The organism is Paenibacillus illinoisensis NBRC 15959 (assembly GCF_004000925.1).
Lineage (GTDB): Bacteria > Bacillota > Bacilli > Paenibacillales > Paenibacillaceae > Paenibacillus > Paenibacillus illinoisensis.
On sequence record NZ_BIME01000022.1, the window covers coordinates 27,085 to 44,836 of the forward strand.

Annotated in this window: 8 protein-coding genes and 1 pseudogene; 1 reads left to right on the plus strand and 8 read right to left on the minus strand. The window is 49.2% G+C overall.

Annotation, left to right across the window (positions count from 1 at the left end):
* Nucleotides 1-113 precede the first annotated feature (113 nt).
* Nucleotides 114-2,579 (plus strand): O-antigen ligase family protein, encoded by a 2,466-nt coding sequence (locus PIL01S_RS28775; protein WP_127541207.1) that lies wholly within the window; start codon nt 114-116, stop codon nt 2,577-2,579.
* 100 nt (nt 2,580-2,679) lie between these two features.
* Here the strand turns inward: PIL01S_RS28775 and galU are convergent, their stop codons facing one another.
* The 8 genes and pseudogenes from galU to uvrA all read right to left on the minus strand — a co-directional run bounded on the left by galU (nt 2,680) and on the right by uvrA (nt 17,477).
* Nucleotides 2,680-3,558, minus strand: coding sequence for a UTP--glucose-1-phosphate uridylyltransferase GalU (gene galU, locus PIL01S_RS28780; RefSeq protein WP_127541209.1), 879 nt, complete (start codon nt 3,556-3,558; stop codon nt 2,680-2,682).
* A gap of 78 nt (nt 3,559-3,636) precedes the next feature.
* Entirely contained in the window at nt 3,637-6,498 is a 2,862-nt protein-coding gene (locus PIL01S_RS28785; RefSeq protein ID WP_371860031.1) for a DEAD/DEAH box helicase, read from the minus strand.
* Between the two features lie 666 nt (nt 6,499-7,164).
* Nucleotides 7,165-7,407: pseudogene (locus PIL01S_RS30205) on the minus strand (SWIM zinc finger family protein); the annotation flags it as partial.
* Between the two features lie 189 nt (nt 7,408-7,596).
* Nucleotides 7,597-10,110, minus strand: coding sequence for a U32 family peptidase (locus PIL01S_RS28790; RefSeq protein WP_127541213.1), 2,514 nt, complete (start codon nt 10,108-10,110; stop codon nt 7,597-7,599).
* A 491-nt stretch (nt 10,111-10,601) separates the two neighbouring features.
* Nucleotides 10,602-12,500, minus strand: coding sequence for a stalk domain-containing protein (locus PIL01S_RS28795; RefSeq protein ID WP_127541215.1), 1,899 nt, complete (start codon nt 12,498-12,500; stop codon nt 10,602-10,604).
* A 42-nt stretch (nt 12,501-12,542) separates the two neighbouring features.
* Nucleotides 12,543-13,706, minus strand: a complete 1,164-nt coding sequence (locus PIL01S_RS28800) for a S1C family serine protease (RefSeq protein WP_174818742.1) — start codon at nt 13,704-13,706, stop codon at nt 12,543-12,545.
* Between the two features lie 259 nt (nt 13,707-13,965).
* Nucleotides 13,966-14,175: a DUF2759 family protein gene (locus PIL01S_RS28805; protein ID WP_095291462.1), complete on the minus strand. Its 210-nt coding sequence runs from the start codon at nt 14,173-14,175 to the stop codon at nt 13,966-13,968.
* A 443-nt stretch (nt 14,176-14,618) separates the two neighbouring features.
* Nucleotides 14,619-17,477, minus strand: coding sequence for an excinuclease ABC subunit UvrA (uvrA, locus tag PIL01S_RS28810; protein WP_127541217.1), 2,859 nt, complete (start codon nt 17,475-17,477; stop codon nt 14,619-14,621).
* Between the last annotated feature and the right edge of the window lie 275 nt (nt 17,478-17,752).

Sequence of the window (17,752 nt, forward strand, 5' to 3'; positions counted from 1 at the left end):
TGTGCTTAATATCTGTTACTACCTCTTCTCTTAGTATTCTTACTGAGTTGGTCAATAACTGCGATTGTATGCTAAAATATTGTCGTATCTACAAGAAAAGGAGACTCATTACCTTGTCGAATCCAGTATACGGGAAACAAAAGAAGACGTCGAGCAAGGCTCATTCAAGTTCGACTTCACCGCTTTTATGGACTCTCACCATAGGACTCATCTTATTTTTACTCTGGTCCACGTTTCAAGTTGCGTTATTTAACGGACAGTTGCTTCAATTCGAAGGCCCCATTTATTGGGCACTCGCAATCACAACCCTCCTATTCATTATCTGGGCTGTAGTCTACTACAGAAATATCTCACTAGACTCCCATAGAGATTGGCTGAAATTAGCCGTCCTCCTACTGCCACTTACATACATCCTGTCACTGATCAGTGCAGCTTCAAATTATTTGGCAGTCAACATGATCTTGATTCAATGCATCTATGCCATGTTGTTTGTCATGACGTTGTACCTGCTTCAGAACAAACAAACTAATCATATCATACAATCTTCCTTAATAGGACTTGCGTATGTAATTGTCGGATATGGTCTATTGAATTGGTTTGGTGCATTTACCTTTGCAGGGAAGCTGGTTGGTTGGTTCTCTTCAGGCGTAGTTAACGGGGTATATAACCAAGCGATCTGGAACGATGCCAACGGTCCGCGGCTAGCTTCCGTATTCCAGTACCCGAATACATACGCAGCATTCTTGATGGCTTTTCTGTTCATTAGCATCTTTAGCCTGATTCGTTCTAAAAAGGTGTATATGCAGTTGATCCATGGCTTCATGCTTGTTCCCATCTTGCTGTCCCTGTTACTTACATTGTCGCGGACAGGACTCGTGATGATGCCAATCGTGTTCGTGATCATCCTGTTGTTGCTTAAACCAGCAAAACAGATTTTATGGTTCATTTATCTTGCCATATCAGGTATAGGTACGATTGCTATCTTAAATCCGGTCAATACCGCTGGACTTGAATTGCAGCAGCAGTTCTCTGCTGGACTTGCATCTAAAGGCTGGATATATTTGATTGCCGCATCCATCGTTGTGTCGATAGTCATCTGGGCTATTCAACGTTGGATCGCCCCCAAACTGGAAACAAAGCTCCAAGCTTGGGGTAACCGCAAAGGCGCAAGCCTCTGGATCCCGCTTGGCTCTGCGCTGCTAGCCATTATTGCAGCAGTTCTGCTGTTAGGGACCAGTGTTCGCAACATTCTGCCTGACAGCATCAGTACACGTCTGGAAAACATCAACTTCCAACAGCACAGTGTCCTGGAACGGCTCACCTTCTACAAAGATGCCGCCAAGGTCATTGCGGACTATCCTTTAATTGGAGCAGGTGGCGGAGCTTGGACTGTACTGTACGAAAAATATCAAAACAATCCTTATGTAAGTGCACAGGCACATAACTTCTTCATGCAGTATCTCGTAGAAGTCGGAATCATCGGATTTATCATTTTCATGGCATTTATTATCTATATCTTCTATCAATTTATTCGCAGCTACTTGAGAAGAGACGAGAGTGAAAGAGAATCGCATTTTGTATTTTTTATTTTGTCCATGACCATTTTGGTATTAAGCCTTCTCGATTTCAACATGAGTTATGTCTTCATCGGCATGTTGGTGTTTATCGGGTTTGGAGGTATGGCAGCGGCAATTGAACCACGGCCCGTACAACGTTTGAAAGTAATCCCATCTGCCGCCCGAGGAATTTATACTGCCATTGCCGGGATATCGATCATTGTACTGTTAATTGTATCCGTGCGCTTTTTGCAAGCAAACCAATATGCAAAAACAGCCAAAGAGGTCGCTCAAAATAGCCAGAACTTCCAAGAGATAAAAGCTGCATTAGAAAAGGACTTATCCATTCGTAGCACCCATACTGATTCTTTACTGACACTTTCGACCTTGTATCAACAAGGTTATGAGCAAACGAAAGATGATCAATTTTATAACAGCTCTCTTGATTTACTTCAAAGAGGTATCACAACTGAACCATATAACAAAAGTATAGTAATCCAAATGATACGTCTATATGATCTAAGAGCAGAATACGATGCAGCTTACGCTCTTCAAAAAGAATATGCCAACAACTATATCTGGGATATGGATTGGTACGAACAGCTGATCAGCCGTTCGTTCGATCTCGGATATCAGGCACTGGGACAAGGCGATACAGCTAAGAAGGAATCTTACTTCACATCAGGTCTGGATGCTTACCAACATGTTGTTGATGGCGTAGAACATCTCAAGACTCTCCCTGAAGGGCAGCTTCAAGGACAGCCATTCGAGCTTACCCCAACAATGATTCTGAATGCTGGAAAAATGAAATACATGTCAAACGATTCTGTCGGAGCTGTAACGATTCTTAAGGGTGGAATTGCTGAGGATCTGTCCGATGCGACCAACCGTGAAATTGTCCGTTGGTATCTCGCAGCTCTGACTAAGGACGGAAAACAGGATCAAGCGGTGTATGATAAATTGATTGCTGTATCACCTAATGAAGCCGACGAAATTAAACAAATTGCTGAACTGAACTTCTAACAAAAAAGTGTCCTAACGATTCTATTAATAATATTTCACACTTAAAAAAGGTTTGCCCTAGATGGGCAAACTTTTTTTTCTCTAATCCGTTAAAAGCAAGCTAATTCGATGACACGATCTTCTTCAAGTAATTCAGTAAATCATCCCTAAGATCCGGGCGCTGAAGCGCATAATGAATCGTCGTCTCAATAAACCCAAGCTTCTCCCCAACGTCATGACGCAGACCTTCAAAATGATAGGCGAGGATCTGCCGCTGGTCATTCAAGCGGGACAAGGCATCCGTTAACTGGATCTCCCCTCCGACACCGGCAGACTGCTGACCAAGAATATCGAAAATATCAGGTGTAAGAATATACCGTCCCATGATGGCTAGGTTCGAAGGTGCGTCTTCCGTCTTCGGTTTCTCGATTAAACGACGTGCACGAAATACACGATCATCAGTTGGAGATACGACCTCTCCATCTACGATTCCGTAACGGGATACTTCGCTCCAGTCGACCGGTTGTACCCCTACGATCGGGGATTGCAGCTCGTCATAGACCTCAATCATCTGCCCCAAACAAGGCTGCTTGGATTCCACGATGTCATCCCCGAGAAGTACAGCAAACGGTTCGTTACCGATAAACTTGCGAGCGCACCAGATGGCATGGCCGAGGCCCTTCGGTTCTTTTTGCCGAATATAGTGGATATCTGCCATATCAGAAGGTTTGCGAACTTCGTTCAGCAAGTCCCACTTCTGTTTGCCTGCCAGATTCTGTTCCAGTTCAAAGGAATAATCGAAATGGTCCTCGATGGCGCGCTTCCCTTTACCTGTAACGATGATGATATCTTCAATACCCGAAGCTACCGCTTCTTCGATAATGTACTGAATTGTCGGCTTGTCGACGATGGGCAGCATTTCCTTCGGCATGGCCTTGGTTGCAGGCAGAAACCGGGTACCCAGCCCGGCAGCCGGAATAATGGCTTTGCGGATTCGCAGCAGAACCCACTCCTTTGCTAGATAGAGTCATATTTTAATATATTTAATGATGGAAAACTCCAATATGATTGGACTTCATTATACCATCAACAGCTCCCGAATATCCCGCTCAGATAAAGTGGTTGATCCCCCATCTCCCGGTTCGATCACTTCCGCAATCAGATCCTTCTTCCGCTGCTGAAGTTCCAAAATCTTCTCTTCGATCGTGCCTTCCGTAATCAGACGAATAACCTGAACGACTTGCTTCTGCCCCATCCGATGGGCGCGGCCAATGGCTTGTTCTTCGACTGCGGGGTTCCACCACAGATCATATAGTATTACGGTATCTGCACCTGTTAAGTTCAGTCCAGTACCGCCAGCTTTCATTGAGATCAGGAACAGCTCGCCTTCCCCCTCGTTAAATCTTCGGCACATGTCGACACGGCTCTGAGTCGGTGTCTGCCCATCCAGATAAAACAGATTCCTACCCTGCACAGTCAATGTCTGCCGGATCAAGTTCAGCATGCTTGCAAACTGGGAGAAGATCAGAATCCGTTTGCCTGCTGCCAGACAATCCTGAACCGTTTCGAGCAGCTGCTCCATTTTGCCTGAGTCTCCCTGATAGCCCTCAACAAACAGAGCCGGGTGACAGCACAGCTGGCGTAAACGGGTGATGCCTGCGAGTATTTTGATCCGATTCTTCTGAAAACCGTTCTCTTCCATATCCTTGGATGTCTCATCCTGAAGCTGGGAGAGGTAGGCGGCATACAGTTTCTTCTGCTCCACCGTTAGCTCAGAGCGCTGTACTGTCTCAATACGATCCGGCAATTCCTCCAGCACGTCCTTCTTCAGGCGGCGGAGAATGAACGGACGAACCATCCGGGCAATGCGCTCAGGCGGCAGGTCCCGGAATCTGCGATAGCTTGGAAACAGACCGGGGAATATGGCTTCAAAGATGGACCACAGCTCATCCAGTGAGTTCTCTACAGGCGTTCCTGTGAGCGCAAAGCGCCGCGGGGCCTGAATCTGCTTAACTGCCTGAGCCGTCTGGGAGGAAGAATTTTTGATCGCCTGAGCCTCGTCCAGGATAAGCGTATGAAATGTTCTTCCCAAATACATGTCCAGATCTCGACGCAGCAATGGATACGACGTTACGATGACATCCGCCTGATTCATGTCTGCGAGCATGTTGGCGCGCTCTTCCTTTTGTCCTGCAGCGATAAGAACGCGTAAATGCGGGGCAAAGCGCGCAAATTCATTCGCCCAGTTATAGGTCAACGAAGCAGGTGCAACGACAAGCACTGGAGGATGGGTTGCTTGGCTTCGAATGGTTAAGCCATCCTGCAATGTTCCCGATGCACGGGAATTACCCCCTAGTCCCACCAGAGAAGCCTCATCCCATGGCAATCCGGTTACAGGATCAATCCCTGAATAGGCAGCCTCTGAAGCACCCTCTCGCAGTATTCCATTTTTCCCGTAACGATCTGATCTTCCAACATCTCCGTCTAAAATCGGGTTCTCACTTAGTTCAGCCGTGATATAGGCGATACTTTGCAACGTTTTACCGAGTCCCATATCATCTGCCAGGATCCCGCCAAAACGATAAAAGGCAAGTGTGCGCAGCCACTGATATCCACTGGCCTGATAATCTCTCAACACGGGAGCGAGTCCATTCGGCATTGCAAAATCCATCCGCTCGGGATCACGAAGGTCATCCAGGAAACGCTTCAGGGAACCTCCCCATTTCACATGTCCAGAAACCTCATCCCGGCCCGGCAGCTGTAACGCTCGAACGGCTGGCAGCCGAATGTGGCTGCCTTTGATATCGCCCGCTCCAATGCCCAGCGAGTCCGCCATGTGGGCGAAGCTGTCAGCTCCTTCATTTTCAAGCGAAAGAAAGACGCCGCTACGCAAGCGGAAGTACGGTTTCTTTTCCACAATGCTGCGCATGATCTCCTGAAGTTCCTGCTCGTTCACGCCTTCCATTTCAAACGAAATCTCCAGCCAGTCCAGCCCTTTCCCGAGATCTGCCCGGACTTTGGGAGGCGTCGGATAGGATTGCATCATGGCCTTCACTGCATTCGGGACATAGATGTTCACCTGTCTCTCCAATTCGGGCACCAAATGATACATCACATCATAAATCGCGTCTTCACGCTCACTCGCCCACACGCTGCCTTCACGTTCCAGAAAGGAACGATCCAGTCGATCAATCAGATTCCGCTCGGCATGACGATCACGCACCAGGATAACCTTTTTCTCTTCTTCATCGATTAGATACTCCGCCAGCGGATTAATCACCATTACACCATAATCAAACTCCAGACGCGCAGTAATCCGTTCCCGATAAAAATCAATATAGAGCTTCGGCGCAAGCTCCGGCTCAGCAATTCGTTCACGCACCTGGGAGTCGATCGACAGATGTCCAAGCGTACGGAGTTCCGGCACCACATGCTGCACGAACTCATCGACTTGCTGGGAGGAAATATCGATGCTTTCCTTAATCCCATACGAAGTGAGCGCCCCGCTCAAGTCTTCCAGACTGCGCATCTGCATCGGCTCCAGCATATGAAGTTGCCCTTCGACCACTGCAGCATCATATGCCGGAAGTAGAATCAACTCGCGCAAACCCGAGATCTCGAGCTGGTACCCCTCATTGTCCCCCTGGGCAATTCGGTAAAACAGAGGCAGTGCCCCTTCACCCAACGTGAGCGGTCCGTTCGCGAGTCCCGTGCCTTCCATCCGGCTGTCGGCCTGAAGCAGCAATTCCAGCAGCGGTTTCCACACCAGCGGCGCAATCAATATATCCCGGCCATCCGAAGCACCCAGATAACCGGAGATGGATTCACGATACGCTTCTTCACTCTGCCTCATACGAATCAGCATGGATAGAATCTCCTGATCCTGAGGGCTGAAATAATGCATCGAAGGGTCATAGAAAAACAGTTTGGTAAACGACATTGGCTCGCCCTTTTCAACGCAGTTCAGGAATTGTTTCACCTTTTGCACCACGTATAGCCGTTTACTTCCGACCTTAAGCTCCAGCGCGAGCTTGGCTCCCCCCTTGTGAACCTGAACGAGTTTGCATATAAACTGAACCTGAAGCTCTTCTCGCAGCGATGAGCGGGTGACAGGTGCCGTATATTTACGTTCACCCGCATGTAAGGGACTGCGTTCCTTGGCAAAGATGGACAGAATCTGGTCAGCTGTGCGATACGAAGGCTTATCTGCCGAACGACCCCACCCTGGGGCTGAGCTTGGGCGGCCTGCCTGGGCAAAATGGGCAACCGGTTGATGATCCGCATCAGAAGCGGAATTAAGCCCGAAAGCCGAGGATTCATTCTTTTGTGCAAAAGAATGCGATGTTGTACTCGTACTGGACTCCGTATACCGTTTTGAACTTGAACCTTCGTGTCGTTCAGGACTTTCATTCCTAGCCGAGTCTAAGGTTGAAGAAGAGTTGGGACGCTCCCACTCCTTCTCTTCCACCAGCGTACCTACTCTGGAAGCGGAGCCTGTACCGGAGCCAGAAGGATTCCCTGAAGAAGGTTTGGATGTTGCCTGAGAACTACCGGTACCGGCAGCGTTAAGCTCCTGCTGCTCACCCCATTCATGAATCGCCAGCAGAACTGCAGCGACATGTTTGCAATAGTCATAATACCGGCCATCGCCTGGACAAGTGCAGCCTGCCTCAACTTCCCCTTTTTCGTCCAAATCCACCTTCACCTGATATCGTTCCGTGCCACGCACCATGGCTTCATAATGACGCTGATCGTCACTGACAACCAGATTGCTCACCCTGCCGGACTGGTTATAGGCTTCCCCTCGTTTGAATGCCGTGACCCCGCACAGCAACTTGATATCCATCATGGTGAATGGCGCCACGTATTTCGCCTCCTTATGCGTTCTGGCGGGTATGAATATTCTCTCAATCCACCTGTCCCTTTTACAGAAAAAACCCCAAGAGCTCCGTAAAGCAGAGATTGGGGTTGCTTCATGCTTGTAACCTGTTGCTTGCTACAATACTTATCGTCCTAATAGATGTAACCTACGATCCGTTTATTTCACCAATTGACCACGCGTAACGCCCAGTTGGTTGGTTGCTTTCAATGTTTTCCACACTTGTGTACCGCTGATCTCGCCGCGAAGTGCACGGTTGTACAGATCAATAACCTCCATAACCTGCTCCGGCGTCTCTTCCAGGAACTCGACGCGGTAACGGGATACACCCAGGTCCATGAAGTTGGTCAGGTACTCGGCACCCGACTGTTCCACTGCGTTATAAACGGTATTACGGCAGCCTTCATCCACACGTACGGGGTGAGACATGCCAATCCGGTCTTGCAGGGATGCACGCTGTTCTTCACAAGGGCGTCCACAGTTCGTATAATCCGTTCCTTCACTCATAAAAGTACAATACACGCAGTGCTCCGTATGGAACATCGGCAGATGCTGATGAATAACCACTTCGGTCTGGCTTGTACGGGAATTACCCAGCAGATCAACCATTTGTTGAATATTCAGGTCATAGGATGGCGTGATCCAGTCACATCCTGCTTCCAGGAACAGTTCAACAGCCTTATGGTTGGCGATGTTCAATGAGAAGTCACCGATCAGTTCAGGATGATCCGCATCCGGGTTCTCCATCCGGTGGCGCAGGTAGAAGTACAGCGCACCTGTATTACGTACCAGCACAGCGTCTGGCTTCAGACGCAGGATGTTGTTGTGGTATCCGTTCTCGCCCGGCATGTGAATGCGCGGTGTTGCCAGGGCAATCTTGCGGCCAGCGGCATGTACGGCTTCCACAGCTGCCGGGAACTGCTTGATAAACTCGAAGTCGGCGTAGATCATGCCGACACCCGCTTCCAGCGCTGCCTCGACTTGAGGCAGGCTGCGGCAGAGCGCGGTCAGCTCCGCTTGACCGCGAGCCACTGGCGATGCCGGTTTAACCGCATCGCCGTAAACTTCCACCGCCCGTTTCACGTAGACGGGCGGTTTAGGGCGCTCGCCTGCGAGCTGTTCCACCGCCTGACGGCGAATGTTATTCAGCTCGCGCATCGGGATGATGACGTCACCGTGCAGGTTGACGTCCAATTCTTCCAGCTGGAACACCGTGCCGCCCAGACGTCCGAATTGCTCCTCGAGCAATTCATAGGTCATTGGACGCTTCTGGGCAATGTCCAGTTCCATCTCGGAATCGATCCGGACGGTCGTGCCTTTCTGCACGTCTGTCCACCAAGTGCTGAGCGGCTGCCCAGGGCTGCCGATGACTTTTACTTTTATCGGGAATACACGGTACGGCTTCTCGGTCTCGAAGCTCTGACGCAGACGTTTGTCCAGCGCAGGGTCATTCGTTTTCCACACTTTGTCGCCAACCTTCACGCGGCGCAGATCCACGTCACTACGACCTGGCACGATGTCCACGATCCAGCCTTCACCGGCTTCGCCTTCGATTTTCACGCCTTTACGACGTACATCGTATACCCGTCCGCCTTCTTCCTTCTGCGTTGGATCACCAGCGTCAAACACGATGCCGTCTCCACGCTTCACAGGTGCGTCCAGCTTCAACACAACACCGTCACGCAGAACTTGATCCACGCGTCCGAGGTAAACACCACGGCTTTTCGGGAACGTACCATCTACCAGCTGTTTGTTATTCGTCCCGTCCAGGAAACCATGTGTGAAGCCACGGGAGAAGCTTTGCTGCAGCTCACGGATTTCTTCCTTGCTTGGTGGCGTATTGTCACCGTCGAAGTAACGGTCAATTGCTTTGCGGTATTTGCTGACCACGTTCGCCACGTATTCCGGGGTTTTGAGACGACCTTCGATCTTGAAGGAAGTTACGCCTGCTTCGATCAGTTCCGGCATCAGGTCAATGGCAGCCAGGTCCTTCGGAGACAGCAGGTATGCGACATCACCCATCGGCTTATGCTCTCCGTCGATCATCAAGTCATATGGCAAACGGCAAGCCTGTGCACATTCACCGCGGTTGGCAGAACGTCCACCCCACATCTCGGAGGTCAGACATTGTCCTGAATACGATACACACAGTGCACCATGCACGAATACTTCCATTGGAAGTTTCGCCTGTTCACCAATCTTCTGAATCTGCTTGAGATTGTTTTCCCGTCCAAGAACGACACGCTCCATATCAAACGGCTTCGTAAACTCAACCGCTTCCGGTGATGTAATCGTCATTTGAGTGGAACCGTGAATCGGGAAATCCGGTGAGATCTCGCGAATCAGTTTCACCAAGCCCAAATCCTGTACGATCACGGCATCTACGCCAGCATCGACACATGCGTCGATCAGTTCCTTGGCATCCGCCAATTCATTTTCAAAAATCAATATATTAAAGGTCAAGAACCCTTTTACGCCATAACTGTGCAAAAACGCCATAATCTCCGGCAGCTCTTCCATGCGGAAATTGTTCGCGCGTGCCCGAGCATTAAACTTTTCGACTCCGAAGAAAATCGCATCCGCGCCATTGGCCACCGCCGAACGCATACAATCCCAGTCACCTGCAGGTGCCAGAAGCTCGACGTCTTCTCTTCGTAATGTTGCTGTTTTCATGTAGATCCTCCCCATAACCGGCCTCCGCCGGATTTCATCCCTGTTTCCTCATACATTAGCCTGTACCTTCATCCCGTACGCCTGCATTGTCACTGTATCGCTATATCTATACATTATGTCTGTATTGCCTGATTCCCAAGCCTACAGTCATCTTTATTTATCAGATCAGCAGTCATAACTCCTGAACTAAGATATTGTACCACTTCTGCACTCACTCTTCTACGCTTTCCTGAAAAAACCGTTTACCATTTTCATTTCCATCTGCTGACTTATAATTTTACACTTTACCACTCCGATTGCAGTACCATCTTCCGATCGCTGTTATCCCCGGATTTTTTTGATTCCCTTTACTAAAGGGGAAAATCCCGTGATAAAGGCGAACGCTCCGCTTCTTCAGATTGGTTCTGCACTCTTCGTTCCGTGTAATATTGGATTCATTTGATTTGAAATATAAAAACCGGAAGGTCTCTGACCCTCCGGCATAAACTTCATTATTTTGTAAAAGTAAATGATTTCACGGCTTTTTCCAGCGCTGCGGTCTGCACATCCGTTTTGTTGGCATCATTTAGTCCCGTCGTAATCGTATACGTCATTCCATTCTGTTCAAAGACGATCTGCTGCCCGGTATACGGTACGCCATTGTCCAGTTCATGATACGTGAAGGAGAACGCCGGAACACCAGCAATGGTCGTCTCCCCACTGTTCAGCAGCTTGAAGTTTTTCCGCGTTTTCGCAGCCTCCTCATAAGCTTCTCTCAGCTGGCTTACCGTCATTTCGACCGATTGATCCTCGTTCACACCAATGGAGAATTGACCGCCTGTGAACGTATAAACAACGGGAGAATACTCGAATCGGTCATTATACGCCGTCCAGTAACGCGGAATGTCGACGCTATAATGGTACCGTTTGGACGTGCGTGTTAAAGTCTTCGTTTTATCGGTCAAATACGGATCTTCATCCAGTTGTCCGAAGTTATCGGATACGGTGTCAAAATCAATCACAACACTCTTCATGATCCGCTCAAACCATTCCCGATCCTGAGTCTGCTCCTCAGGGAATGTGTATTCGGCATAATACCGATAACTGTTCTTCTGCAAAAGTACATCGAACTCGGTCTGCCATCCGTCACCGAAGTTATAACGGAACTCATTGACCTCCGCCGTTTCGCCGGAAACGTCAATGGTATACGAACGAATCGGTTCGTAACTTTCAGGTGTGAACGTTTCTCGCATCCATTTGTCCAGTTGACTGCTCCAGTCTTTTACGGTTGCCCCGGCTGGCGCTGAGGTTACGCGCATTTGCAAAAACGCACCATCCTTGGACTCATAAGTCATCTGTGTATTATCCATGGACCAACCTGCCGGGACATTCAGTTCGATGCCGTAATCGTCATTCCATGCGGAACGCATGCCATTATCGACGGTGGACAGATCCTTAATGGTCCGATCCGATTGCACGTAGGTAGGCTGGAATGAGTTGAGGAACGCGGCACGTTTGTTCAGATCCTTGTAGTTCATCGCATCGTAATCCGCCAGGTAAACGTCATATTGACGCCCATTATTAATGTACTGGCGCATCTCCCATAACATGCCGTCCGTATCTTTAACCACGATCCGAGCATAAGGCGTTTTGCCTTTGGCAACGGATTCCCGGTCCAGCACCGTATCCCCCGATTGCTTGGCCTCCTGCACCAGCTGCTGCAGCATGTCATCCGAATCCAGAGCTACATCCTGGTCGCTAACATACACCTCAAGATAATAGCTGCTGTCTGCCGAGCCAAACGTCATCATCCGCTCCTGTTCACCCGTTTGCAAAACCATCAGGTCTGCCGGGTAATTAATGGACCAGCCGTAATAGCTGTTGCCGATTCTTGTTTTGCCTGCGTCGAGATCGATACCACCCTCATCCTCTTCCACGGAATCATCTGTTTGCAGTAATCGAATGACCACTTCCCCGGAACTGCTTGGAGCGAGCGTCGCTCCAATGCCGGCAGCTACCGGACGAAGCGGGACCATAAGCACACCATTCACCATTTTGGGAGCGGCACCCATTTCCTTTTTGACCCCATCCACCCAGGCAACGGAGCTGCCAATCGTTAAGGTGACCGTGTGCGGTCCTTCCTTCACTTTGATAACATCATTTTTCTCCAGCCGAATTTCGCTGCCAAACGCCTTCTTGAAGACACCGACAGGCACCATCGTCACACCCTTAACCTTATATGGTTTGGCGATCGCTTGCTTGCTGCCGTTGATGTAGGCGCTCGTGCTTCCGGCTTGGATCCGCAGCTCGTTCGTCGTATATTCAGCTGCCCATACAGGCATTGCAGCACCCATGGCTAGCATCCCGGTTAACACCCCTGTGCTCAGCACACGTAAAAATGACTTCTTCATTCCATTCAATCGTCCTCTCTGATCCGGGTCGTTCACCGGGCTTTATTGTTCTTCATCTACCGGAAACGGCTCTAATTCCTCTTCTTGGATATCTGCACGATCCGCAAGCACCAAAGTACGTGTGACGATATCACCATCGGTTTGCATCAGCAGTTTCACTTTTTGCCCGGGTACATATTTCTTGAGCAGCTCATTAATATCCACAACGGAAGAGACACGTGTACCCGCTACGCTGTATAACACGTCTCCTTCCTGGATCTTGGCTTTCTTCGCTTCACTGGACAGCACACCCGTGATCGTGAGCGGATCGTCCGTAGGCAGACCCACAATCGCAGACCAGCTCTCTTCGAGCTGCAGACCGAGGCTTGCCCGTTTGATTTTGCCGTATTCAAAAAACTGATTGATAATATATTGAACGGTATCCACAGGAATCGAAAATCCCATATTCTCGACACCCACCGCTGAAAACTTCATGGAATTAATGCCCACAACCTCCCCCTTGAGGTTAACGAGAGGTCCCCCGCTGTTCCCCGGGTTAATGGCTGTATCCGTTTGAATCAAACGATAAGTTGCCTCCACTCCGCGATTCAGGCCACTAATGACACCCACGGTTGCCGAGTTTCGCAGGGAGAAGGAGATGGGTGTACCAATAGCGACAACTGTCTCGCCGACTGAGGTTTGAGAAGCTTTGGCAAACATCGCCGGTTTAAGCGATTTGGCATTGATTTTGATCAGCGCCAGATCACTCAGTGGATCGCTATATGTTTTCGTAATTTTATATGTATTACCATCGGTCGTCACAACCAAGGCGTTGCTTAATCCATCCACTACATGTGCGTTGGTCACAATCCAGCCATTGGAGCGTATAATCACGCCGGTCCCATGAGCCAGGTTATAGCGGTCTGTCGTGACCCCTTCCTGCCCTGCATCCGCTTTGCCAATGATACCAACAACAGATGGTGACACCTTCTCGATTACTTTAGGAATGGCTTCATTCCCCTTGTACTGATAGGTTCCCGTTTTTGCATCATACTGGCCATTCCCACCGATGGACTTGACCAAATCAGCGGCACTGACATACACTTGTCCGTCCACGACTTTGGCCTTCATGCCAACCGATTCTGCTGCTCCAGCCGTAGACGCAACACTCACCCCGAGTACAGCAGCCATACACACTGCCATGCATTTTTTCCCCAACGATCTCATCTTTTCACCTAACCCTCTCCATATATCCTCCGTTATGCGACATCCCAGCATCCAACTCTATGGATTTCTTGTCTCTATCATCTGCTATACCGGTATCCTCCAATTTAACATACATATTCTTCCTGTACAAATGTTTTCAGTCCTACTTTTACTCGCAAAAACATGGCTTCGCACATGCCCACCAGCACACAAAAAAACACCCTCCACCATTACCCAGGAAAGTGTTTTGTCTGATTCCGTTTGCTATTTTTTGAACACCCTAACTAAACCAGTTCTTAATCATTGCATAGTCCGTCATTAGGAAGACAAGCAGACTGACTACTGCAAATCCAATCGCAAACAGATTCTTCTTCGGTGCTCGAAGAAGACGAACCACACCAATAAAAATAATGATTGTAAACAGAATGACAAAAATATCAAATGCATTAAAATTGGATGTACTCGCCGTGGCAGCTTCTGCAAACAGCATGGATAGACAGACCCCCTCACCATAGTTGAACAGCTAACGCATACCCTAATATCTTCCTCTATGTTATCTGTCCCCTGCTAGTAATGCAAGCCCTATCATCCAGAAAAATGAAAAAAATCCAGTTCGAACTCGGATTGCTGTAATGCCTGCCCTACCTCATATGTAAACACTTTCAATGAAATAACTATTATGCTAACTTCAGTGAAAAAGGAATAACCCCTCTTTGAATGGAGCAAGGCACTCATCGGAAAATAAATACCTCGCCCTTCATCAAAAGAAGGGTTATTGATTACAGAGATATATCCACCCCACTTAGCTAGTCAACAATTTACGTTTTCGACCCAGCTTGAAGCCAGGACAGAGACAAGTAAATGGTACTTGATTCAAGTAGGGTGAATGGTCACTCATTTTTCATTTGATTTCAACGAACTATAATGTGCTACCTACTCCGTAAATTGCAGCGTCTTGCTTCGTTCCGTGTCGCGTTCCAATACCGGTTTAAGGTACCTGCCTGTATACGAAGCTTCCACCTTAATAATGTCCTCTGGTGTCCCTGTCGCCACAATCGTTCCGCCGCCACTACCACCTTCAGGACCTAGATCCACGATATAATCAGCGGTTTTGATGACGTCGAGATTATGCTCGATCACAAGTACCGATTCACCGGAATCCACCAGACGGTGGAGTACATTAAGCAGACGATCAATATCATCGACATGCAGACCTGTTGTAGGCTCGTCCAGAATGTAGATTGTTTTACCTGTACTGCGACGATACAGCTCGGAAGCAAGCTTCACACGCTGTGCTTCACCACCAGACAAGGTCGTTGCAGGTTGTCCAAGGTTAATATAGCCCAGACCTACATCAAGCAATGTCTGCATTTTGCGATGAATCTTCGGAATGTTCTCGAAAAATTGTGTAGCATCTTCGACTGTCATTTCGAGTACATCCGCAATATTTTTGTTTTTATATTTAACTTCAAGGGTTTCCCGGTTGTACCGTTTCCCTTTGCAGACTTCGCAAGGGACGTAGACATCGGGCAGGAAGTGCATCTCGATCTTGATAATTCCATCCCCGCGGCAAGCTTCACAGCGTCCGCCCTTGATATTGAAGCTGAAGCGGCCCTTTTTGTAACCACGAACTTTCGCTTCATTCGTCTGTGCAAACAGATCACGGATATCATCAAAGACACCGGTGTACGTAGCCGGGTTGGAACGCGGTGTACGTCCGATTGGCGACTGGTCGATATCGATGACTTTATCAATATGTTCCAGACCCCGGATCTCTTTGTGCTGTCCAGGGCGCACACGTGCACGGTTCAGATCCCGTGCGAGCGTTTTGTACAAAATTTCGTTAATCAGTGTCGATTTACCTGATCCGGATACCCCTGTGACTGCGGTGAATACACCAACCGGAATTTTCACATTCAGGTTCTTCAGGTTATTTTCCTTCGCACCGCGCACTTCCAGCCAGCGATCTCCTACGCTGCGGCGTTCCGTCCGTACAGGAATAAACTTACGCCCGCTAAGGTACTGCCCCGTCAGAGAGTTCTCGTCATTCATGATCTCTTCCGGTGTACCCTGTGACATGACGGTACCGCCATGAATACCTGCGCCTGGGCCGATGTCGATAATGTAGTCGGCTGCCAGCATCGTGTCTTCATCATGCTCTACGACAATCAGCGTGTTACCGATATCCCGCATGTGAGCAAGTGTGGAGATCAGACGATCATTATCCCGTTGATGCAGACCGATACTCGGCTCATCGAGAATGTACAGCACGCCCATCAGACTGGAACCAATCTGGGTAGCGAGACGAATCCGCTGCGCTTCACCACCGGACAATGTTCCGGCAGCACGGCTCAGGGTCAAATAATCCAGACCGACGTTGACCAGGAAGCCAAGACGGCTGTTAATCTCCTTTAGGATCAGTTTGGCAATGGCTTGTTCCTTCTCGCTAAGCTGCAGAGATTCGAAGAAACGTCCTGCTTCCCCGATGGACAGGCCGGTCACATATGCCATGTTGTGGTCGTTGATGGTAACAGCTAAGCTTTCCCGTTTCAATCGGTTTCCTTTGCAGGTACCACAAGGCTTCGCACTCATGTAACCTTCGATAAACTCGCGGATCCCCTCAGATGCCGTCTCACGATAGCGGCGTTCCAGGTTGTTGACGATTCCTTCAAAAGTCACCATGGCTTCCTTGCGCTGCCCAAAATCATTCTCGTAACGGAAACGAACCTTCTCCGAACCTGTACCATTCAACAGCTTGTTCATCTGATCCGCTGGCAGATCCTCTACAGGCACATCCTGTGGAATTTTAAAGTGCTCGCATACCGATTTCAGGAACTGAGGATAGTATGTGGACGTACCACCTGTCCAGGCGTCAAACGCACCTTCTTCAATCGTTTTGCTGCGATCCGGAACGAGCAGATCCGGGTCTACGATCATTTTCACGCCGAGTCCATCACAATCAGGGCAAGCTCCGAACGGACTGTTGAAGGAAAACATCCGTGGCGCCAGCTCCTCAATACTGAACCCGCACACCGGGCAGGCAAAATTGGAACTGAAGCGCAGTTCTTCTTCACCCATAATATCAACCAGCAGCTGTCCTCCGGACAGATTCAGTGCCGTTTCAATGGAATCAGCCAGACGGGCTTGTACATCTTCCTTGACTACAATCCGGTCGACGACCACTTCAATGGTATGCTTTTTATTTTTCTCCAACTGAATATCTTCAGACAAATCACGCAGTTCTCCGTTCACCCGCACACGGACGAAGCCTTGCTTGGATACATCGGCAAATACACTTTTGTGCTCGCCCTTACGGCCGGAGATAATCGGTGCCAAGATCTGCAACCGGGTACGTTCCGGGTACTGCATTACGCGGTCTACCATCTGCTCTACGGTCTGGGATGTGATCTCCACACCATGATCCGGACAGTGAGGATGTCCCACACGTGCAAACAGCAAACGCAGGTAGTCATAGATCTCTGTAACCGTTCCTACCGTGGAACGCGGGTTACGGCTTGTTGTTTTTTGGTCGATGGAAATGGCCGGTGACAGGCCCTCGATAGAGTCGACATCCGGTTTTTCCATCTGTCCGAGAAACTGACGTGCATAAGCAGATAATGATTCCACATAACGCCGCTGTCCTTCGGCATAAATCGTATCAAAAGCCAGCGAGGACTTGCCTGAGCCACTCAGACCGGTCAGTACGACAAAACGGTCACGCGGGATGGTAATATCAATGTTCTTTAGGTTGTGCGCTCGCGCACCTTTAATGACAATGTTCTCGCTCGCCAATGGTTATCCATCCTCTCAATGTTGTGATTCCAACCTTTTTAAGGCTTTTCAAGCGTTTCGATCCCACCCAAACCCTCCCTTCCAAGAGAGGGCCCCATAGGGCGCAGCCCTCTGGACACCCGAAACAGGCTGTGCTTGGTGTGGGGTCGGGTCTTGCTATGTGAAGGTATGTCGTTTGCCCGCAGCTTCTTCCAAGATTCCGGCCTGCTGCCGGTCTCTTGGAAGGCTGCTCTACTGCGAAAGGGCGCTCACGGCTCTGCCTCGTTCGCGGTAAG

What these genes read in the sequence shown, in the direction of transcription:
- PIL01S_RS28785 (WP_371860031.1), bottom strand. Translation starts at nt 6,498, where the DNA reads ATGTCGTTTACCAAACTGTTTTTCTATGACCCTTCGATGCATTATTTC.
- PIL01S_RS28790 (WP_127541213.1), bottom strand. Translation starts at nt 10,110, where the DNA reads ATGAAAACAGCAACATTACGAAGAGAAGACGTCGAGCTTCTGGCACCT.
- PIL01S_RS28795 (WP_127541215.1), bottom strand. Translation starts at nt 12,500, where the DNA reads ATGAAGAAGTCATTTTTACGTGTGCTGAGCACAGGGGTGTTAACCGGG.
- PIL01S_RS28800 (WP_174818742.1), bottom strand. Translation starts at nt 13,706, where the DNA reads ATGAGATCGTTGGGGAAAAAATGCATGGCAGTGTGTATGGCTGCTGTA.
- PIL01S_RS28805 (WP_095291462.1), bottom strand. Translation starts at nt 14,175, where the DNA reads ATGCTGTTTGCAGAAGCTGCCACGGCGAGTACATCCAATTTTAATGCA.